16 protein-coding genes, 1 tRNA gene, 1 other RNA gene and 2 pseudogenes are annotated in these 19,537 nt (G+C 45.5%); 3 read left to right on the top strand and 17 right to left on the bottom strand.

The genetic code is table 11. The features are described 5' to 3' along the window. Positions 1–216: 216 nt before the first annotated feature. From K4I03_RS12690 to dnaG, 8 genes and pseudogenes are all read right to left on the bottom strand, one after another. A pseudogene (locus K4I03_RS12690) lies at positions 217–2,067 on the bottom strand (accessory Sec-dependent LPXTG-anchored adhesin); the annotation flags it as partial. Positions 2,068–2,136: 69 nt separating this feature from the next. Then, positions 2,137–3,849, bottom strand: a pseudogene (locus K4I03_RS12685) (accessory Sec-dependent serine-rich glycoprotein adhesin); the annotation flags it as partial. A 209-nt stretch (positions 3,850–4,058) separates the two neighbouring features. Then, positions 4,059–4,146: transfer RNA gene (locus K4I03_RS08615), tRNA-Ser, on the bottom strand. Positions 4,147–4,184: 38 nt separating this feature from the next. Next, positions 4,185–5,024: a DUF695 domain-containing protein gene (locus K4I03_RS08610; RefSeq protein ID WP_223314581.1), complete on the bottom strand. Its 840-nt coding sequence runs from the start codon at positions 5,022–5,024 to the stop codon at positions 4,185–4,187. A gap of 166 nt (positions 5,025–5,190) precedes the next feature. Then, positions 5,191–5,539: a transfer-messenger RNA gene (gene ssrA / locus K4I03_RS08605) on the bottom strand. An 81-nt stretch (positions 5,540–5,620) separates the two neighbouring features. Next, positions 5,621–5,959 carry a metal-sulfur cluster assembly factor gene (locus K4I03_RS08600; protein ID WP_002895943.1) on the bottom strand — a complete coding sequence of 113 codons (339 nt, stop codon included), beginning with the start codon at positions 5,957–5,959 and terminating at the stop codon, positions 5,621–5,623. 126 nt (positions 5,960–6,085) lie between these two features. Continuing rightward, the gene (gene rpoD / locus K4I03_RS08595) at positions 6,086–7,198 is read right to left on the bottom strand and encodes an RNA polymerase sigma factor RpoD (RefSeq protein WP_002897871.1); all 1,113 of its coding nucleotides are present in this window, start codon (positions 7,196–7,198) and stop codon (positions 6,086–6,088) included. A 2-nt stretch (positions 7,199–7,200) separates the two neighbouring features. Further along, positions 7,201–8,985 (bottom strand): DNA primase, encoded by a 1,785-nt coding sequence (gene dnaG / locus K4I03_RS08590; protein ID WP_321573163.1) that lies wholly within the window; start codon positions 8,983–8,985, stop codon positions 7,201–7,203. A gap of 154 nt (positions 8,986–9,139) precedes the next feature. Between dnaG and mscL the strand changes: the two genes are divergently transcribed. After that, positions 9,140–9,523, top strand: coding sequence for a large conductance mechanosensitive channel protein MscL (mscL, locus tag K4I03_RS08585; protein ID WP_002904176.1), 384 nt, complete (start codon positions 9,140–9,142; stop codon positions 9,521–9,523). Positions 9,524–9,636: 113 nt separating this feature from the next. On the opposite strand, the gene rpsU is transcribed toward mscL, so the two are convergent. The 6 genes from rpsU to K4I03_RS08555 all read right to left on the bottom strand — a co-directional run bounded on the left by rpsU (position 9,637) and on the right by K4I03_RS08555 (position 14,096). Next, a complete protein-coding gene (rpsU, locus tag K4I03_RS08580) occupies positions 9,637–9,813 on the bottom strand; it encodes a 30S ribosomal protein S21 (RefSeq protein ID WP_000048054.1) in 177 nt (58 codons plus the stop codon). Between the two features lie 145 nt (positions 9,814–9,958). Beyond that, positions 9,959–10,642, bottom strand: coding sequence for a DUF4956 domain-containing protein (locus K4I03_RS08575; RefSeq protein ID WP_002904175.1), 684 nt, complete (start codon positions 10,640–10,642; stop codon positions 9,959–9,961). 11 nt (positions 10,643–10,653) lie between these two features. Next, the gene (locus K4I03_RS08570) at positions 10,654–11,385 is read right to left on the bottom strand and encodes a polyphosphate polymerase domain-containing protein (RefSeq protein WP_227964692.1); all 732 of its coding nucleotides are present in this window, start codon (positions 11,383–11,385) and stop codon (positions 10,654–10,656) included. A gap of 376 nt (positions 11,386–11,761) precedes the next feature. Beyond that, the gene (locus K4I03_RS08565; protein ID WP_227964689.1) at positions 11,762–13,231 is read right to left on the bottom strand and encodes a M56 family metallopeptidase; all 1,470 of its coding nucleotides are present in this window, start codon (positions 13,229–13,231) and stop codon (positions 11,762–11,764) included. Between the two features lie 15 nt (positions 13,232–13,246). Then, a complete protein-coding gene (locus K4I03_RS08560) occupies positions 13,247–13,624 on the bottom strand; it encodes a BlaI/MecI/CopY family transcriptional regulator (protein WP_002895954.1) in 378 nt (125 codons plus the stop codon). A 115-nt stretch (positions 13,625–13,739) separates the two neighbouring features. Next, positions 13,740–14,096, bottom strand: coding sequence for a DUF1304 domain-containing protein (locus tag K4I03_RS08555; RefSeq protein WP_049547882.1), 357 nt, complete (start codon positions 14,094–14,096; stop codon positions 13,740–13,742). 188 nt (positions 14,097–14,284) lie between these two features. Between K4I03_RS08555 and K4I03_RS08550 the strand changes: the two genes are divergently transcribed. Beyond that, entirely contained in the window at positions 14,285–15,601 is a 1,317-nt protein-coding gene (locus K4I03_RS08550; protein ID WP_227964687.1) for an FAD-containing oxidoreductase, read from the top strand. Positions 15,602–15,712: 111 nt separating this feature from the next. Next, positions 15,713–16,681 (top strand): NAD(P)/FAD-dependent oxidoreductase, encoded by a 969-nt coding sequence (locus tag K4I03_RS08545; protein ID WP_227964683.1) that lies wholly within the window; start codon positions 15,713–15,715, stop codon positions 16,679–16,681. Positions 16,682–16,714: 33 nt separating this feature from the next. On the opposite strand, the gene whiA is transcribed toward K4I03_RS08545, so the two are convergent. From whiA to rapZ, 3 genes are read right to left on the bottom strand one after another with little or no spacing between them, the layout of a single operon-like run. Next, the gene (whiA, locus tag K4I03_RS08540) at positions 16,715–17,626 is read right to left on the bottom strand and encodes a DNA-binding protein WhiA (RefSeq protein ID WP_002897881.1); all 912 of its coding nucleotides are present in this window, start codon (positions 17,624–17,626) and stop codon (positions 16,715–16,717) included. Next, entirely contained in the window at positions 17,623–18,600 is a 978-nt protein-coding gene (locus K4I03_RS08535; RefSeq protein WP_002895961.1) for a YvcK family protein, read from the bottom strand. The genes whiA and K4I03_RS08535 overlap by 4 nt, the downstream gene beginning before the upstream one ends. After that, on the bottom strand, positions 18,597–19,487 hold the full coding sequence (gene rapZ / locus K4I03_RS08530; protein WP_227964680.1) for an RNase adapter RapZ: 891 nt from the start codon (positions 19,485–19,487) through the stop codon (positions 18,597–18,599). The genes K4I03_RS08535 and rapZ overlap by 4 nt, the downstream gene beginning before the upstream one ends. Positions 19,488–19,537: the final 50 nt, after the last annotated feature.

Genomic DNA, 19,537 nt, shown 5'->3' with positions numbered 1-19,537 from the left:
TGCGCTCACTGACGCACTCGTCGACGCTGATGTACTTGCTGACACAGACGCGCTCGTTGAAGCTGACGTACTTGCGCTTACTGACGCACTCGTTGAAGCCGACGTGCTGGCACTTACGGATGCACTGGTCAATGCCGATTCGCTTGCAGATACTGAAGCGCTAGTCGATGCGGACGTACTTGCACTTACGGACGCGCTTGTGAACGCTGACGTACTTGCTGACACTGACGCACTTGTGGACGCCGATATACTTGCTGACACTGACGCACTCGTCGACGCTGACGTGCTGGCACTTACTGACGCGCTTGTGGACGCGGATGTGCTTGCGCTTACTGACGCACTAGTTGACGCGGACGTACTTGCAGAAACTGACGCGCTCGTCGATGCGGACGTGCTTGCGCTCACTGACGCACTCGTCGACGCTGATGTACTTGCTGACACAGACGCGCTCGTTGAAGCGGACGTACTTGCGCTTACTGACGCACTCGTGGAAGCTGACGTACTTGCGCTTACTGACGCACTCGTGGAAGCTGACGTGCTGGCACTTACGGATGCACTGGTCGATGCCGATTCGCTTGCAGATACTGAGGCACTGGTTGAGGCAGACGTGCTGGCACTTACGGACGCACTCGTGGACGCAGATGTGCTTGCACTCACTGATGCGCTCGTTGAGGCAGACGTGCTGGCACTTGTTGACGCGCTCGTGGAAGCTGACGTACTTGCGCTTACTGACGCACTCGTGGAAGCTGACGTGCTGGCACTTACGGACGCACTCGTGGAAGCTGACGTGCTGGCACTTACGGACGCACTCGTGGACGCAGATGTGCTGGCACTTACGGACGCACTCGTTGAGGCAGACGTGCTGGCACTTGTTGACGCGCTCGTGGAAGCTGACGTACTTGCGCTTACTGACGCACTCGTGGAAGCTGACGTGCTGGCACTTACGGATGCACTGGTCGATGCCGATTCGCTTGCAGATACTGAGGCGCTGGTTGAGGCAGACGTGCTGGCACTTACGGACGCACTTGTGGACGCGGACGTGCTTGCACTTACTGACGCGCTTGTGGACGCTGACGTGCTGGCAGATACTGACGCACTTGTGGACGCTGACGTACTTGCTGATACTGAAGCGCTAGTCGATGCGGACGTACTTGCACTTACTGACGCGCTTGTGGACGCTGACGTACTTGCTGACACTGACGCACTTGTGGACGCCGATATACTTGCTGACACTGACGCACTCGTCGACGCTGACGTGCTGGCACTTACTGACGCACTCGTTGAAGCGGACGTGCTGGCAGACACTGACGCACTTGTGGACGCTGACGTGCTGGCACTTACTGACGCGCTTGTGGACGCGGATGTACTTGCGCTTACTGATGCACTCGTTGAAGCAGACGTACTTGCAGATACAGATGCGCTAGTAGACGCTGAGGTACTTGCACTCACTGACGCACTCGTCGATGCGGATGTACTTGCACTTACTGACGCACTTGTTGAAGCTGAGGTGCTTGCACTCACAGATGCGCTCGTTGAGGCGGACGTACTTGCACTTACTGACGCGCTAGTCGATGCAGATGTACTTGCACTTGTAGACGCGCTAGTCGATGCGGACGTGCTGGCACTTACTGACGCGCTTGTGGACGCGGACGTACTTGCACTTACGGACGAGCTCGTTGAAGCTGATGTACTTGCAGATACTGACGCACTTGTGGATGCCGATGTACTTGCACTTGTAGACGCGCTAGTCGATGCGGACGTACTTGCGGATACAGATTTCTGTGCTGAAGTTGATGCACTAATGGAAGCCGATTTACTAGCCGCCGTAGATTGGCTCGCAGACGTAGAAGCGCTTACTGACGCACTCGCTGATAAACTAGGACGTAAATCTTGAACAGTCCTATCAGCTGTTATTGTATCTCTTGAACGGCTAGCAGGAGTATCATCTGGATAAATAACCGTCACAGAACCATCATTGTTAACAACATATTGGACATTGTTGGGCAGATTCCCTGTATTAGCCGCCCTAACTTTTTCTTCAATAGCTGTTTTTTCACTTGTTGATAGTTGCTGGGGATTCAGAACTCCAGTTAAACTTCCAGGATTGTTTGGTGTATATTTATCTGTCTGGTTAGCAATAACAATTCTGAAATTTTTTGCTTCACTAGTTAAACCACTAGCATCTGTCGCTCTAACCTTGAAAGTGTAATAACCACCAGGTCCTGCTGGTTGACTTTTCGGTATCGTCCCTCTAATAGTTGTCACAAGAGGATTTTGTTCCGTAGCATTATTAGGATTGTTTATATTCGGTGTATCAAATGTAAAACCTAAGGCTAGCAAAGCGTTATAAGTTCTAGTAGCAGCAAGATCTCCTGCAAAATTTACATTGGTAATCTTACCACTATTATCATAAAAGTGGAGTTCAGCAGTACCTTCTTCTCCACGATAGAAGATATAATCTCTACCCTCATCAACAAAGACTGGGGCTACCCTATCTGTATCAACTGTCTGTGCAGCAGCAATAGTGTCTGTTGAACCATCCGGATAGGTAATTGTTACGGTACCATTTTCTGAAACCGAATAAGTTGATGTGGCAGGAAGATTTGGATTAGCACTTTTGACTGCAGCAATGACCGCATCTTTGTCTGTTTGGGTCAGACTATTCGCATTCTGAACATAGGTTAAAGTTGGAGCTTGAGGAGTATATTTTTCTGTCTGAGGTCTTATAATTAATACAAAACGCTCACTTTGTTTGTCTACTAATGCAGTGATATTCCCTGCAGCATCTTCTGCTCGGACATATTTAGTATAACGATCCCTAGGTCCAGCACCATGATTAATTGGCACAATACCATAGACACGCGTCCTTAGAGGATTAGCAGTCGTTGCATTACCTGGAACACTCAAGTTATCAGTAGAGTATCTTATCCAATTTGGATCTAAGTAAGTAGAATCCTCTGCTCCTTCAATATTTCGAACAATGACTCGATTAACTTGACCACTATCATCAGTCGTTTCTACAAAAAACTCAAATTCTTCTCCTCGATAGGCTATTACCTCTTGAGGGAGAGTGATTGTAGGAGGGGTTGTATCTGTAGCCCGACGCGTTCTTCTACGCCCAGTCTGACTAGAGGATTCTGTAGACTGCTGGCTGCTTGTAGAATTGCCGGTTTCTGATGCAGACGATGCAGAGGTCTGACTGGCAGAAACTGACTGAGAAGAACTGGTTGGCTGACTAGTACTAGCTCTGACTGAATCAGATGTACTTGAAGACACTGAAAGAGACTCAGATACACTTAAGGAATCTGAGACTGCTTGAGATGTGCTGGCACTGATAGAGGCAGAGCTAAACTGTGACATTGACTCTGAAGCTGAGATGCTGGCTGAGATAGATGCACTGACAGAAGCACTGGCACTGGCTGAAGATGTATCTGATACAGACTCTGACTCAGTATGTGAGCTTGCCGTTGCGGTTGCTGCTTCAGCAGCACTGCTTTCTTCTCCTAAAACTGTTTCACCACGTGTCGCTAAAACGTCTGTCGTGTCAATGACTTTTTCCAGAGCCTGCTCTTCTTCCGCATGGACGATTGTGTTTGTCACAAGAGCTCCGCCCAGCACGGCTCCCGTGGCGACAATGCCCCTCAAAAAATCAATGCCACTCTTCTTATCGGTAACTTGTTCTTCCGTTACCTTGAGCTCGATCGATGAAAGGCCTCCCCCTTTCATTGATCTAAAAAGGCCGAACTGTGATGTCGCAGCACGCAGCCAATGCTTACCCGATTTAATCAGCTTAAAACGAGTCACACGCTCTACTTCGTGGTACTTACCTTTTTGACGTTTAAAAAACATAATTCTCCCTTTAATTTATATCCTTTTTAAAAATCCATTAATCCCATTTTACCACACTATTTGATAAAGTGAACAATAATTTACTCATTTTTTTGTTGAAATTGTTTTCAAGCATTTCCAAAAATATTCATATTTTAAAATAATTAGGTTGCCTTCATCTCCTTTTACAAATAGAAAAAACGCCAAATAGCGTTTCTTGCAACTTATGACGGAAGACATGGGATTCGAACCCACGCACGCTTTTACACGCCTACTGCGTTTCCAACACAGCCTCTTAAGCCTCTTGAGTAATCTTCCACAAAAGAGAAAGCCTAGCTTTCTCAAAACTTTAACCATTATACCACATTACAGCCCCAACCGCCATAGTTTCCGTTAAATTTTTTCACAAATTCAACCAAAGTCCAAACATTCTGGTTCAAATCAAAGATTTCTGTCGTATCCATACGAATCACGTGTAGCTGATATGGTTTGTCCGCATCCTCTATCTTTTCAGCGGATACGAGGCTATAGCCCAGTTCCTCGACTTCCTTTAGGAAACCATCTCGATCTTCCTCAGACGCAAAATAGGCCCAATGGTCAATCTCGCGCTCCTGACTATGGTCATCGCCGTCCTGCTCCAGCTGGTACCAGACCCGCTGGTTGAGAATGGTCTGATACTCGTATTCATTAGGATAGAGAAAATCAAAGTACTGATTCCATTCCTCGTCTTCCAGGGTTGCCGAGTCATAGCGGCGGTCTGGAAAGTCGCGCATCACTTCGGCAATTGGCTCCAGATGGCTTTTCTTGTCTTGCAGATAGTAGTAAAACTCAATATTTCCATCTGTCGTAATCACACCGACATGAATGCCACCGACTTGCCCTAAAGCCTCAGAAAGCCGGTCCTCAATCACATTCAGCTCTTTAAACTCATCACTAGATGGAAAACCTGTCTCCCCATCGTACTGGAGGAGCGTTACCTTGAGCCTCATAGCATAAGCATAGAGAGGATAGGGTGCCTCATCAGCCAAAGCTAGATTCAGACGGATACTAGCCAACTTGTCATCAATATAGGTCGAGAAAGATCCCCACTCACTCGGAAAAGGATCTTCAGAAGGCACATCAAGCACTGCTTCTTCAACCTTTTCTACTTTCTCTTCCTCTTGTTTCTTACTAAACAGATTCTTAAAAAAACTCATATCAAACTTCCCTTAATACTTATGAAATCAACCCAATAGAAATACCAATATTTCCTTTGTCATCACTAACATTATTGTATTACTTTTTCAGACAGAAATCAAGATTCTCTGAAGATCGTAAAAGCAAAAAACGTTGATTTCTCAACGTTTTAGAAGGATTTTAAAATAATGGAGCCGGTGGGAGTCGAACCCACGTCCAAACATCTGCTAACACATTTGTCTACAACCATAGGCTATGTATTGATTTAACTTCACTTTGACACATAGCTCAAGCCCAAGTCAAGCGAGTCTATCAATCTCTTGCAAAATCCCTAGACTAGACCTTGCCGTAGCTTGCTTATAATAAGACCTGTCATCAGACACAAGCAATCCGAATCGGGTCACGCTGGCTGGTTTTTAGGCAGCTAAAGCGTAAGAATTGTTATTTTTTGCAGTTATATTTAACTGGCGTTTTACATCCGCTAGATGGGTTGCAAAATGTGCCGCATAATGCCTGTCGAATCCGTAACGACCCCAAGACAATAGGAACATTATAACAGAATCCACTAAAAAAAGCAAAAGCCTGCACACAGCAGGCCAGCACTTACTATCAGTTCTTAGCGAATCCCCAAAGCGATTCGAGCATAGCGGCTCATCTTTTCCACCGTCCAAGCTGGGTACCAAACCAACTTAACATCCGTCTTGGTAACCTCTGGAACATCTGACATAGCATCATAGATTTGATCAGTCAGAAGATCCGCCAGAGGGCATCCCATGGTTGTCAGGGTCATATCGATTTCCGTTTCTCCATTGGTCTCATCAAAACGGATTTCATAGATTAGACCTAGATTGACAATATCAATCCCCAGCTCTGGGTCAATGACCTGCTCCAAGCTCTCCAAAATACGTGTTTTAATCTTTTCAACTTCTTCAGGGCTGTATTTTTTTTCTGACATGCAATATCCTCCTTATAGATATAGCAGAAATTTCAAGTTAGCTCGAGGGGGCTTTTGCTTTCAGCTAAGGTTGCCGACTTTATGCTTCCTGCTGAAAAATTTCTGCCCCTTCTTACTCTTCACTTCTTAATCTTCGATAAAGTCTCTGAGTGGTTTGCTGCGGCTTGGATGGCGAAGTTTACGCAGAGCCTTGGCTTCAATCTGGCGAATCCGCTCGCGGGTGACATTGAAGACCTTACCGACATCTTCCAGCGTCCGCATTTTTCCATCGTCCAGACCAAAGCGCAGACGCAAGACGTTTTCCTCGCGGTCTGTCAGCGTATCCAAGACCTCATCCAGCTGCTCACGAAGGACAACACGAGTAGTATAGTCGACTGGATTTTCGATCACTTCATCTTCGATAAAGTCTCCCAGATGACTGTCATCTTCCTCACCAATAGGCGTCTCCAAGGAAACTGGCTCCTGAGCAATCTTGAGAATCTCACGAACCTTGTCCGGCGTCATATCCATGCGCTCAGCAATTTGCTCTGGTGTTGGGTCTTGACCTAATTCCTGCAAGAGATTGCGTTGCTCGCGGACTAGCTTGTTAATGGTTTCCACCATGTGGACTGGAATCCGAATGGTCCGAGCTTGGTCAGCAATCGCACGGGTAATGGCCTGACGAATCCACCAAGTCGCATACGTTGAGAACTTAAATCCTTTGGTGTAGTCAAACTTATCAACAGCCTTCATCAGCCCCATGTTTCCTTCTTGAATCAAATCAAGGAACTGCATACCACGTCCGACGTAGCGCTTGGCAATGGAAACAACCAGACGAAGATTGGCCTCAGCCAGACGCTGCTTGGCTTCCAAGTCTCCCTGTTCTACCAAGATAGCCAGCTCCTGCTCTTCTTCATTGCTGAGAAGGGGCACAACCCCGATTTCTTTCAGATACATGCGGACTGGATCATTAACCTTAGCTGAATTGCTGCCCAAGAGCTCTTCATCCGTCAGCTCCGCTTCTTCCTCTTCGTTATTTAAGACACGCGCGCTGGGATTTCCTTCCTTATCTGTAATTGAGATGCCCGCATCCTGGATGCGCTGCAGCAAATCCTCAATCCCATCAGCGTCCAAAGTGAAAGGGATGACTAGTTGGTCATTGATTTCATCATCCGTCGCAACACCTGTCTGCTTGTGGTTGCGGATAAATTCTGCAATTTGAACGTCTAATGTTGTTACTTCTTTTTGTTTTGTAGCCATTCCTACTCCATTCTTCTTTTTTGCTCAATCAAGCGCTCCAGCTCGGACAGGGCTGTATCCGTATCTCCGCTGTGAGAGGCTTCTCGAATCTTCTTACTAATAAACTGATTATGCTTGCGCAAAATCTCCCGCTCTCTGGTTTCTTCCACTTCTTTCAATTCATCTTCTAAAAACTCATCCGGCAAGTCTTCTTCTAAAACGCGGTACCAAGCCTGCTGGACATGATCCGGCAGCTGGGACAAATCCTGTGGTGTCACCTCGCCATTTGCCAGCAAAATCTCATACAAGGCCTGCAAGTCTTCCGAGTCAAAGGCAAAGTCTTCTCTCAGCCGGTATTGGTTCAAAATCAAAGGATGATGCATCATGCGGTGGAAGATATGATTTTCCGCCTTCATGAGACGACTCAGCCGATTTGAGGGCGAAAACTGCATGAAGACTGGTTGAGACTGCTGAGTGGGCGCCTCCTGACTGCGACTAGAGCGCTCAGCCAGTCGGCTGTTATTTACCGTCTGCTCCACCTGCTGATAGTCAAAGTCCGGCAGCAATTCAGCCAGCATGTAAATATAGGAGTTCTGCGCTGTGATGGACTTAGTCTTCGCAATAATCGGTGCCATCTTCTCTACAAACTCAATCTGAGCCTGTAGATTTTCAATATTATCTGGTTTCAGATGATGTAGCAGAAACTCCACATTACTTATTCGCGTTTTGCTCAGCAAATGCTGCAAATCTTCCTCAGAATTTTTAGCTAGAAATTCATCAGGATCCAAATTATCCGGAATCCGAACAATTTCCACCGTCATATCTCTCAGCTCATCCAAGGCCTTGGCAGTCGCTGCCTGCCCTGCTCTATCTCCATCGTAAGACAGGATAATCTTCTTGCAATACTTACTCAGATGCTGGACATGCTCAGGTGTCAGAGCTGTTCCCATAGAGGCAACCGCATTTTCAATCCCAGCCCGATAAGCCGCAATCACATCCATGAAGCCTTCCATTAGATAAACCTCATGGCTCTTCTTGATAACCGGCTTGGCCTTATCCAGATGATAGAGCTCGTAGCTTTTATTGAAAATAGCGGTGCTGCGACTGTTTTTATACTTAGCCTGATGGCTGTCTGAGGCCGCTGCTTGCCAAATCCGACCGGAAAAGGCCACAACCTGTCCGCTGTCATTGGTCAGGGGAAACATAATCCGGTTCTGAAAGGCATCATAGACCAGATTATTCTCCGCCAGATTAAATAGACCCGAGTTCATGATGGTATTCTCATCAAACTTGCCAGCCATACTCTTATGAAGATAATTGCCTTCATTTGGAGCCAGCCCGATTTGAAAATGCTTGAGAACATCATCTGTCAGCCCCCGCTGGTAGAGATAAGACCGCGCTTCCTCTCCCATCTTGGTCGTCATCAGGACTGCATGGTAAAATTTCGCTGCCTCGGTATGGATATCGTAGAGAGCCTGATGCGGATGGCTTTGTCTCGGTCGATCATTGCCCACTGTCTCCACAGCCAAGGGAATACCTGCCCGTTCTGCTAAAATCTGCACAGCATCCATAAAGGAAACGCCTCGATAATCTTCAATGAATTTGAAGACATCGCCCGACTTGCCGCAGCCAAAACAGTGATAAAACTGCTTGTCCTCTACAACGTTAAAAGAGGGCGTCTTTTCGCCATGAAAGGGACAGAGTCCCAGAAAATTCCGCCCAGCCTTAGTCAAGGCCACCGTCTCTCCTATGACATCGACGATATTGACGCTGTTTTTAATTTCAGAAATGATTTCTTTATCAATCAAGAGACAATACCTCCAATTTATCATAGAATATCATTCTATATTTTATACTAAAATGATGCAAATGTAAAATATTTGACAAGCAAATATCTTGAGGATGTCATATAAATAAGCTATAATATAATCTCATTAATAAATTCTTGAAAGGAAAGAAAGAATGTTAAAGGATCTTAAAGAATTCTTGCTGCGCGGGAACGTGATTGATTTGGCAGTCGGTGTGATCATCGCCAACGCCTTTGGAGCAATCGTCACTTCATTGATTACTGACGTAATCACTCCCCTCTTCCTCAACCCAATTTTGAAAGCTGCAAACTTGGAGCAAATTTCTCAATTGAAATGGAACGGAATTGCTTATGGTAACTTCTTGAGTGCTGTAATTAACTTCTTGGTAATCGGTACTGTTCTTTTCTTCATCGTCAAGTCTGCTGAAAAAGCACAAAGCCTTGCTAAGAAGAAGGAAGAAGTTGAGGAAGCGCCAGCTGGACCAACTGAATTGGAAGTCCTGCAAGAAATCAAAGCTTTGTTGGCTGAGAAAAAATAAAGAGAATTCACTGATGAAAATCAGTGTTTTTTTCTTGCCTGTTGCTCACAATCATCCTCTTCTCTCCAAAGAGCCAAAACAAAAAACAGACCGGAGTCTGCTTTTTTGTTCAATTAGAATTTTTTACGTTTACGAGCTGCTTCTGATTTGCGTTTGCGTTTTACAGAAGGTTTTTCATAGAATTCACGTTTGCGTGTTTCTTGAAGAGTACCAGCTTTAGTAACCGCACGTTTGAAACGACGAAGTGCATCATCAAGTGATTCATTCTTGCGTACTACTGTTTTTGACATTTTTTTCACTCCCTTCAAGTCCAAAATCTATATAATCATACCACATACAGAAAAGAGTGTCAAGTATTTTCTGTAAGTATGATGTAGCTCCTTTATTATACAAACAAGAAAACCAACTGCTCTGCTGCAGCTGGTCTTCTTTTGCTTAGAGGGTTTTACGCTTCTTAGCGGCTTTGGAAAGGGAAATGTCCTGAACCTTATCGTAGAACAGGAACTGCTGAATAAGCTCCCTGTCGCTCATGTCAGGATTCAAGTCAACAACATAGTCCAGCTTGATAGACTTCTTTTCAGCCGACTTGAGAGAGGTCAGTTCTGCTGATTTACAAGTCGTTGCAAAGATAGCATCAAAGAGTACTTCGTAGTCAAAATCAGCTGGAACCTGAACCTGGACATAACGTCTGGTCGGACTGACTGAAGTAAAGCTCATCTTTTCAAAGAGCATCCAGATGCCTGAAATAGCTAGAGTAAAGACAATTCCCAGTGCTACAAATCCCATTCCTGTTGTAATCCCGATAGCCGTCGCCATAAAGATAGCTAAGAGCTCCTTGGAGCCACCTGCGGCCGACCGGAAGCGAATCAAACTGAAAGTCCCTGCTACGGCGACACTGGTACCCAAATTTCCATTAACCAAGAAGATGATAATGGAAATAATGGCTGGCAAAAGGGAGAGTGTGACGACAAATTCCTTGGTATAAATGGTTTGGCGCTTATAGACCTTGGCCAATATAATTCCTAAAACCACACTAGTTGCTAGTGAAAAAATCAATGCTAAAGGATTTATCTTGACCTCCGTAGAGGAGTAGATACTGTTAAATAACTGATTGAGCATAGACTACCTCCTTAGGCCTTGACTGTTTGAGTCAGCCTTTCTTTAGTTTTCAGGTAGGCTTTGCCGTATTTTGAGAAGGACTGGTCTTCAAGACCGTATTTGTTCAGAATATCAGCCAACCACTGAGGATATTGACCAGGAACCTTGATTTCCATAATTACCTTGTCATCGTCCAGCAAGGGCAGTCCATAGCGGCCTGAAGCTAAATCTACATCATAATCTCGGTAGCGAATGTTGGAATCAACTGTCACACGTACCTTTTTATCTTCCAATCCTCTCATAGAGTAGCGGTCATAACTAATCACCATTTTGGGCTTCAAGTCTAGATAGCGCTCCTGCAGCTGCTCCACTTCTGCCTTGACCCGGTCATCAGAAATAGTATGGTCTGCCACACCATTCACAATATAGTTGGTCACAGAGAGAGGATTGGAAACTAAACGATATTTGAAGCCTACTTCATCGCGTTTCTTCTTGATTTCCAAGAAAACTTGACTATCATCATTTGGCTGCTCAGCATAAGTGCGCATCCGCATCTTTTCGCGACCACCTTTTCTGGCAATGGAATCCTGAATCATCTGGAACTCATCATTATCAAAATACACATTGGAAATGGTTGATGTCGCATAATCATCTGCGGTAAGGTAAGGCCTCATGTCAGCTTCAAGACGAGCTAGCATTGCTCGGTCAAGAATATACTTAGTTTCGATCCGTTGGAAGTTTGTTTGGATTTGCTTTTGTTTCATTTGGATTCTCCTTTGATTCTACAAATGTAGTTTTTGCTCTCAAAAGAAATAGAGCTTCCGCTCTGCACCTACAAGCGTCTGGATAAGCTTTGCTTTCTTCTCCTTTCCAAGCAGTATTTTTTAAAAACATTCTACAAATGTAGTTTATAATTATATTCTACATTTGTCGTTTATAAATGTCAAGAAAAAAGATAAATAATCTTTCAGTTTTTTAGCATTAGAAAACGAAGTGCAAACTGTAAGCAAAATCGACCTAAAATAAAAGATAAACTGATGACTAACTGCTCTTGGAGGATTGCCAAATCCCCCTTTGAGAAGATAATAAAATTCTACCAGTCTAAGCTTTTAAGAAACTTAAACTGGCAGAATCCTTTATTTAATCGTCATCACGATCATCATCATCGTCCGAATCATCAGTGTCTGTCGTATGAGAGGAACTGTTCTGAGACGGAGTTTGAACTGTTGCTGTACTAGCTCCTGTATTCGCTCCGGTAGAGCCCGCTGCTCCCGTATTCCCTGCACCTGCAGTAGAGCTGTTATCAGCTGGAGTTGATGCAGCTGACGAGGATGGGCTGACTTCTTTTTCGACCGTTACCGTCTTTTCGACAATAGTATGCTGCTTGGATTGGATTAGTTTTCCATCCTTAGCATTGACAATGGTTTCATGAGCTGTTTTCCCGTGCGAGAAGCGAATTTTATAGGTGTCTTTCTCACGCGCAATCTGGAGGTCTTTAATATCCTTTTCAGAAAGAGACAGCTCTTTTAAGACGGATGCTAGTGCCTGACGCTGACTGAGTCCTTGAGGCCGTTTTTGTCCAGCAACAGGCTTGCTTTGTTGAGCAGCTGGGCTTTCTAAGGCAAAGACCGAGCTAGTCAAGAGCAAAAGGAGAGGAACTGCTACTACAAAGGCAGCAGACAGAAACCTCTTAGGCAGGCGGTTATCCATAATACCGACAATCCGACGCTTGAGATTAAACTTGTCAGAGTAAAAGCAGGTCGTCAGGGCAATTGGGGTCTTCTTACTGCGGTTTATCATGGTCAAAATCGTTTCACCGTAGAAAGTCCGATACTCTGTATCTCTACAGCTCAAAACATCGTAGTCACAGTACATTTCTCCTGCTTCCTGGGTTTCCCGGCAGGCAAAGCGGACAACTGGATTAAACCAGTGCAGACTCTTGGCAAAAATCCCTAAGAGATTGATTAAAACATCGCGGTGCTTATAGTGGGTCAGCTCATGCTTAAAAATCAGCTGCAGCTCTTCTTCTGTGTAGTCCAACTCTGGCAGCACGATTAAAATATCTCTGAAGCCTAGCAGCATAGGACTTTGGGACATAGGATAGTGGAGCAGACGAATCCGGCCCTTAACTCCCATCTCCTGCTGAACAGCCTGAAGCTGAGCCATCGCTTCTTCGTCCTGAAACTCCGTGCCCCAGCGCTTCAGCATCTTTCTGAAGCGAATATAAGAATAAGCATATCTTCCAATACTAAAGACAAAGCCAATCATCCAGATGGCAAAGAGAATTTCAAACCAAGGTAGGCCCAGAAAAGCCTCCCATAGATTTGTCTGGGCAGCATTTTCAACTGCTGGAGAAGCACCCTGAGCTCCACCTGTCTGGGTAGCAGTCACTGCTGTCTGAACTACCGATCCTGTATTCAGCCGAATCAGGCCTGAGCCAAATTGGGGACGGACCGGAAACAGAAAACTCAGCAATATTAGAAACCAAATAAAATACTTCACTCTGACTGAAATCTTGGTCTTAAAGACCGTAAAAAGCAGACTAAGCAAAAGCACCAAAATGGATGTCGACAAACTGGTCAGCAGAAAAGAAAGAAGGAACTGTTTCATGCTCATCCCTCCATCCTACTTTCCTTGGTTGAGCAAACTACGCAGCTCATCCAATTCATTTTCCGAAAAGGAGTTAGAAGAAAAGAGTGTTTTGACAAAACCGCCCATTGAACGGCCGCTGTGACGCTTCAAGAAATCCGAAGCCTCAACTTCCAGATACTCATCTTCTGAGATCAAGGCTGTATACTGCCTTTCACGCCCCTTGCGGACACTTTCTAAAAAGCCCTTTTCAGTCAAGCGAGCCAAGACTGTCAGCAAAGTTTGGGGCTTCCAGTGATTGTCTGGTCCCAGCTTTTCCATGATACGAGCAGAGGTCGTCGGGGTAGGCAGCTGCCAAATTACTTTTAAAATAGTAAATTCCCCATCTGGCAAACGTTTGATAGATCTTTTCATCGTTCCCACGCGCTTTCTAAATAATGCTATTTCTATCTTTATTCTACACTTGTCTAACAAAAAAGTCAATCATTATATAAAAAAAGAGTGGGAAATCAATTTTCCTCACTCGATCTTAGAAAAATAAACTAAGTAGGGTCAGCATAGCCAGCCCTCCCTGCTTGAACAAGATTTTAGGGTCACTGGTCACTGCACCGTATGCTGCCACCAAGATGATATAAACCATAAAAATTCCCAGCCAAACCGGACTAGGCTGTACAAAGGCCGCAATCAAGACCAAGACAGCAATCAGACCGTTATAAACTCCTTGATTCTTGAAAAGGGTATTGACCGACTGCCGCTCCAACTCCTCTTGCGACATACCGAAAACCCGAGCTGTTGCTGCAGAAGTCGTCGCAATGGTCTCCAAGTACAGGATGTAGAAAAATTCCAAGGCAACCAAACTTGCCAAAATCAGTGTAATAATAGACATTTTACTCTCCTAAAATAAATAACGAAACTTAGTATAACACAGACTGACTGGATCTGCGAAAATCTTGCTCAAAAATGGACAGTTTGTATAAAAAATGTGACTAAAAATACTGAAGAAAAAAAGCGTAGCAGAAATCAGCAATTTCTGACTGGATGTGATACAATCTTTTTGAAAAATGGAGGTAGTTTATGTTAACCTATGATTTAATTGTCATCGGCTTTGGTAAGGCCGGTAAAACATTGGCAGCCAAAATGGCGGGCCAAGGAAAAAAAGTTGCTTTGATTGAGCGAAGCAAGGCTATGTACGGGGGAACCTGCATTAATATCGCCTGCATCCCAACCAAAACCCTGCTTGTCGCTGCTGAAAAAGGCCTGGCTTTCGACCAAGTCATGGCTGAGAAGAATGCTGTTACCAGCCGTCTCAACGGGAAGAACTACGCAGCAATCAGTGGTGCTGGTGTTGACATCATCGATGCGGAAGCTCATTTCCTTTCCAATAAAGTCATCGAAATCACAGCTGGCGATGAGAAAGAGGAACTGACTGCTGAGACTATTGTCATCAATACTGGTGCTGTTTCCAATGTCCTGCCAATTCCAGGACTGACTGAGACCGAACACGTCTATGACTCAACTGGCATCCAAAATTTGAAGGAACTTCCTAAACGCTTAGGAGTTCTGGGTGGCGGTAACATCGGCCTAGAATTTGCCGGACTCTACAATAAAATGGGCAGTCAGGTGACTGTGCTGGATGCTGCTCCTGTCTTTCTGCCTCGAGTAGAACCTTCTATCGCTGCTCTAGCTAAGCAATACATGGAAGAAGACGGAATCCAGCTCCTGCAAAATGTGCAAACCAAGCAGATTAAAAATGATGGTGCTGAAGTTGTGGTTGTGACGGAGGATGGAGAGTTTCGTTTTGACGCCCTGCTCTATGCTACCGGTCGTAAGCCGAATGTTGAACCACTACAGTTGGAAAATACAGATATCGAGCTGACAGAGCGCGGAGCGATTAAGGTCGATAAGCACTTGGAAACATCTGTACCTGGTGTATTTGCAGCGGGCGATGTCAATGGCGGTCTGCAGTTTACTTATATCTCATTGGATGACTTCCGTATCCTTTATAGCTATCTGGCTGGCGATGGCAGCTACACACTGGAAGACCGTAAAAACGTCCCTACCAGCATGTTCATCACACCACCTTTGGCTCAAATCGGATTGACTGAAAAGGAAGCCAAAGAGCAAGGCCTGCCGATTGCAGTTAAGGAGATTCCAGTCGCAGCAATGCCTCGCGGACATGTCAATGCTGACTTGCGCGGTGCCTTCAAGGCTGTTGTCAACACTGAAACCAAGGAAATCGTCGGAGCGACAATCTTCTCAGCAGGGGCTCAGGAAATTATCAATATCCTGACTGTAGCCATGGATAATAAGATTCCTTACACCTACTTGAGCAAGCAAATCTTCACCCACCCAACGTTGGCTGAAAACCTCAATGATTTATTTGCTATCTAATTTTAAGCCCCTGATGGGGCTTTTAAGATGGCTTCAAAACATTTGCCTACATTTCAACCCCTTTTTGTGGTACAATAATGCTAGTTTATTTTAAAAAGATTGAGGAAAATTATGTCTGAACTGTATGATATTACGATTGTCGGCGGCGGTCCAGTTGGCCTATTCGCAGCTTTTTACGCCCATCTGCGCCAAGCCAAGGTTAAAATCATTGATTCCCTGCCTCAGCTGGGCGGTCAGCCGGCCATTCTCTATCCAGAGAAGAAGATTCTGGATGTACCGGGCTTTACCAATCTAAGTGGCGAAGAACTGACACAGCGTCTGATTGAGCAGTTGGAAACTTTCCAGACTGAGATTTGCCTCAATGAAACGGTTCTGGATATCGTCAAAGCGGATGATGGCTTCACCATCACGACTTCTCAAGCTCAGCATCAGACCAAAACTATCATCATAGCTATGGGAGGCGGCGCCTTCAAACCGAGAGCTTTGGAGCTAGATGATGCTGAAAGCTACAGCAACTTCCACTATCACGTTTCAAACATCAGCCAGTACGCTGGCAAAAAGGTTGTTGTTCTGGGCGGCGGCGACTCGGCTGTTGACTGGGCGTTAGCTTTTGAAAAAATCGCAGAAACCAGCCTGGTTCACCGTCGGGACAACTTCCGAGCTTTAGAGCATAGTGTGGAAGAACTCAAGGCTTCTAGTGTTGAGATTAAGACACCATTTGTACCCAGTCGATTGGTTGGTGAAAATGGCAAGATAACCCACTTGGAAATCAGCCAAGTCAAGGGGGAGGAAAGTCAGCTTCTGCCTCTGGATCACCTCTTTGTCAACTACGGTTTTAAATCCTCTGTCGGCAATCTCAAAGATTGGGGCTTGGAGCTCAACCGTCACAAAATTTTGGTCAATAGCAAGCAAGAAACTTCCGTGCCAGGTATCTATGCAGCTGGTGACTGCTGCAGCTACGAGGGAAAGATTGACTTGATTGCGACTGGGTTAGGTGAGGCACCTACTGCTGTCAACAATGCCATTAACCATATCTATCCTGAGCAAAAAGTCCAACCCAAACATTCTACAAGCCTATAAAAAAACAGCTGCCGAGCTCAAGCTCAGCAGCTTTTATAATTCATCTGCGATTTTATTGATTTTTCTCAAGCGATGATTGACGCCGCTCTTAGTCAGTGGCCGGCTCAGACTATCAGCCAACTGCTGGATGGAGTAGTCTGGATGCTGGATGCGAAGCTGGGCTACCTCCTGCAGGTCTACAGGTAGACTCTCAATGCCAATATTATCACTGATTTTAGCAATATTGTTGATGATTTTCATACTGGCTGTGACTGTGCGGGCAATGTTCGCTGTCTCCGCATTATTAGCGCGGTTGAGGTCATTGCGCGCTTCCCGCATGAGCTTAAGAGACTCAAACTCAGCCATGGCTTCCATAGCCCCGATGACAATGAGAAAATCCATGATGTCTTCAGCTCTCTGCAGATAAGTGACAGCCCCCTTCTTGCGCTCGATGGTCTTGGCATCAAGCAGAAAACGACGCATCAAGGCAGCCAAGTCCTCGGCATGATCCAGATAAACGGACAGGATTTCCAGCTGGTACTTTCCTGAGTCTGGCTCCCGCATGCTGCCATTTGAGAGAAAGGCTCCCCGTAGGTAGGCTCGACTGGCTTCGTCATCAGTCAAAATAGCCTGGTCAATCCCTGCCTCGATACCAAAAAAGGAGTCAGCCAAGTGCAGGTCAGAAAGGATTTCTTCCACTTTCTGATCCAGAAATACTGTATAAACACGGTTCTTGCGCAGATTGGTCTTCTGATGGTGGCGGATTTCTGACTTGACCTGATAAAGGTCAGATAGCAACTCATAGAGATGGCGGGCAATTTTGGCATTTTCTGTTGTGACAGACAGGGTCAAACCACTGCTGGCCAAGCCCAAACTGCCAGACATCTTGATCATGGCTGACAGCTCATTTTTATCTCTGCTTGCCAGACTCAGCAGTTCTTCTTTTACTTTTACTGTAAAGCTCATTTACGTACCTGTATAATCTGCATCAATTCATCAACGACCAGCTCACCATCATGGAAAGCTCCGCCATTTTCTAAACGCAGAAAATTCGAAGAAATAACGCGCGGAACCTGCTCTTGTAAGCCTTGAAAATCATGCTCCACCTGTACCAGATATTCGTCAAACTGGTTGCTGTCCATGTACTCATGAGGGACAGGTTCGATATTGACCAAGACTGTATCTACAAACTTCCTGCCTAAATGACGGTGCAGGACTTGGACGTGGTCGCTGTCTGAAAAATGCTCTGTTTCGCCGCGTTGGGTCATGATATTGCAGACATAGGCCACTTCTGCCTTGGTGTCTAGAAGAGCTTGGCCAATTTCCTCAATAACGAGATTAGGCAAGATAGAGGTAAATAGTGAACCTGGTCCCAGAACCACCATATCGCTTTCTAAGATGCTCTCGACTACCTTTTTACTGGCAGCAGGCTTCTTGTCATCATAGGTATTGGTCACATAAACCCGCTCAATCATCCCACTCTTGCTGGTCAGATTGCTCTCACCGACAACTTCCGTCCCATCTGCAAATACAGCATGCAGAGTTAGAGGAGTGTCGCTAGAAGGGTAAATTTTTCCTGTCGTATGGAAAAACTTGGTCAAAAGCTGCATGGCATTATAGGTTGAGCCCTGCATTTCGGAAATACCGGCAATAATCAGATTGCCCAAGGGATGCCCCGCTAGAACGCCATCTCCTTCCGCAAAGCGATACTGGAAGACCTTCTCATAAAACTTTGGCATGTCGGACATAGCTACCAGGACATTTCGCAGGTCACCTGGCGGAGTTAGCTGCTGGATGTTTTTTCGCAGCTCACCAGAACTGCCGCCATCATCTGCTACTGTGACAATGGCTGTAATCTCTACGTCTTTTTTACGCAGGCTGTCTAAAATAACTGAAATTCCTGTCCCGCCGCCGATGACTGTAATTCTTGGCTTTCTCATGAGCGGTTCACCGTTTCTTTCCGACGGTTTTTGTCGCGGTGACTGGCATTGACCGGCCAATTTTTAGCCAAATCATCTGCTAAGCGCTGAGCAAAGGCTACACTGCGGTGCTGACCACCCGTACAGCCCACAGCAATAGTCAGGATAGACTTACCTTCCTTCTGATAGCCTGGCAAGATCGGCTCTATCAAGCCCAGCAGATGCTGATAAAATTCTTCTGACTCGGCATGGTTCATGACATAATCAAAGACATCCCTGTCCAAGCCAGTCTGATTGCGCAGTTCAGGTTTATAGTAGGGATTGGGCAGAAAGCGCACATCAAAGACCAAGTCTGCATCCAAAGGCAGACCGTATTTGAAACCAAAACTCATGACCTCAATGCGGAAACTATGCATGTCAGCCTGATTTGAAAATTGCTCAGAGATGGTCTTTCTGAGCTCCCGTGGTGTCAAATCTGTTGTGTCCACAACATTCTGACTAAGATTTTTCAGAGGAGCTAAAAGTTCGCGCTCCAGTTTAATCCCATCTAAAATCCGTCCATCAGCTGCTAACGGATGACTGCGTCGCGTTTCCTTATAACGAGCCACTAACTCCTTATCCGCCGCATCTAGGAAAAGAATCTTGAAATCAATGTTCTCATTTTGCTCTAAATCATCCAAAACGTTCTGGATTTGCAAAAAGAAGGAACGGCTCCGCATATCGACAACCAGAGCCAATTTATCATTGTCAGTAGTCCCTTCGACCAGCTGCAAGAACTTCGGCACCAGAGTTGGCGGCATATTGTCAATGGTAAAATAACCTAAGTCTTCAAAGGACTGGATAGCTACGGTTTTCCCCGCCCCGCTCATTCCAGTCACAATGACAAGCTGAATTTTCTTCTCAGACATAATAATCCTTTCATCAGATAGAATCTGTCAAAGAGTGGTTTTCCCCCGCT

Origin of the sequence: Streptococcus sanguinis, from assembly GCF_020729725.1 — a bacterium.
Taxonomy (GTDB): domain Bacteria; phylum Bacillota; class Bacilli; order Lactobacillales; family Streptococcaceae; genus Streptococcus; species Streptococcus sanguinis_V.
The sequence above is the reverse complement of the archived record's forward strand: the minus strand, read 5'-3'. Positions and strand labels throughout refer to the sequence as shown.

Bases quoted from the DNA above. Each gene is read 5' to 3' on its own strand.
- mscL (WP_002904176.1), top strand. From the start codon at position 9,140: ATGTTAAAGGATCTTAAAGAATTCTTGCTGCGCGGGAACGTGATTGAT.
- rpoD (WP_002897871.1), bottom strand. From the start codon at position 7,198: ATGGCTACAAAACAAAAAGAAGTAACAACATTAGACGTTCAAATTGCA.
- K4I03_RS08570 (WP_227964692.1), bottom strand. From the start codon at position 11,385: ATGAAACAAAAGCAAATCCAAACAAACTTCCAACGGATCGAAACTAAG.
- rpsU (WP_000048054.1), bottom strand. From the start codon at position 9,813: ATGTCAAAAACAGTAGTACGCAAGAATGAATCACTTGATGATGCACTT.
- K4I03_RS08565 (WP_227964689.1), bottom strand. From the start codon at position 13,231: ATGAAACAGTTCCTTCTTTCTTTTCTGCTGACCAGTTTGTCGACATCC.
- rapZ (WP_227964680.1), bottom strand. From the start codon at position 19,487: ATGTCTGAGAAGAAAATTCAGCTTGTCATTGTGACTGGAATGAGCGGG.
- K4I03_RS08535 (WP_002895961.1), bottom strand. From the start codon at position 18,600: ATGAGAAAGCCAAGAATTACAGTCATCGGCGGCGGGACAGGAATTTCA.
- K4I03_RS08560 (WP_002895954.1), bottom strand. From the start codon at position 13,624: ATGAAAAGATCTATCAAACGTTTGCCAGATGGGGAATTTACTATTTTA.
- K4I03_RS08555 (WP_049547882.1), bottom strand. From the start codon at position 14,096: ATGTCTATTATTACACTGATTTTGGCAAGTTTGGTTGCCTTGGAATTT.
- K4I03_RS08550 (WP_227964687.1), top strand. From the start codon at position 14,285: ATGTTAACCTATGATTTAATTGTCATCGGCTTTGGTAAGGCCGGTAAA.
- K4I03_RS08545 (WP_227964683.1), top strand. From the start codon at position 15,713: ATGTCTGAACTGTATGATATTACGATTGTCGGCGGCGGTCCAGTTGGC.
- K4I03_RS08610 (WP_223314581.1), bottom strand. From the start codon at position 5,024: ATGAGTTTTTTTAAGAATCTGTTTAGTAAGAAACAAGAGGAAGAGAAA.
- K4I03_RS08575 (WP_002904175.1), bottom strand. From the start codon at position 10,642: ATGCTCAATCAGTTATTTAACAGTATCTACTCCTCTACGGAGGTCAAG.
- whiA (WP_002897881.1), bottom strand. From the start codon at position 17,626: ATGAGCTTTACAGTAAAAGTAAAAGAAGAACTGCTGAGTCTGGCAAGC.
- K4I03_RS08600 (WP_002895943.1), bottom strand. From the start codon at position 5,959: ATGTCAGAAAAAAAATACAGCCCTGAAGAAGTTGAAAAGATTAAAACA.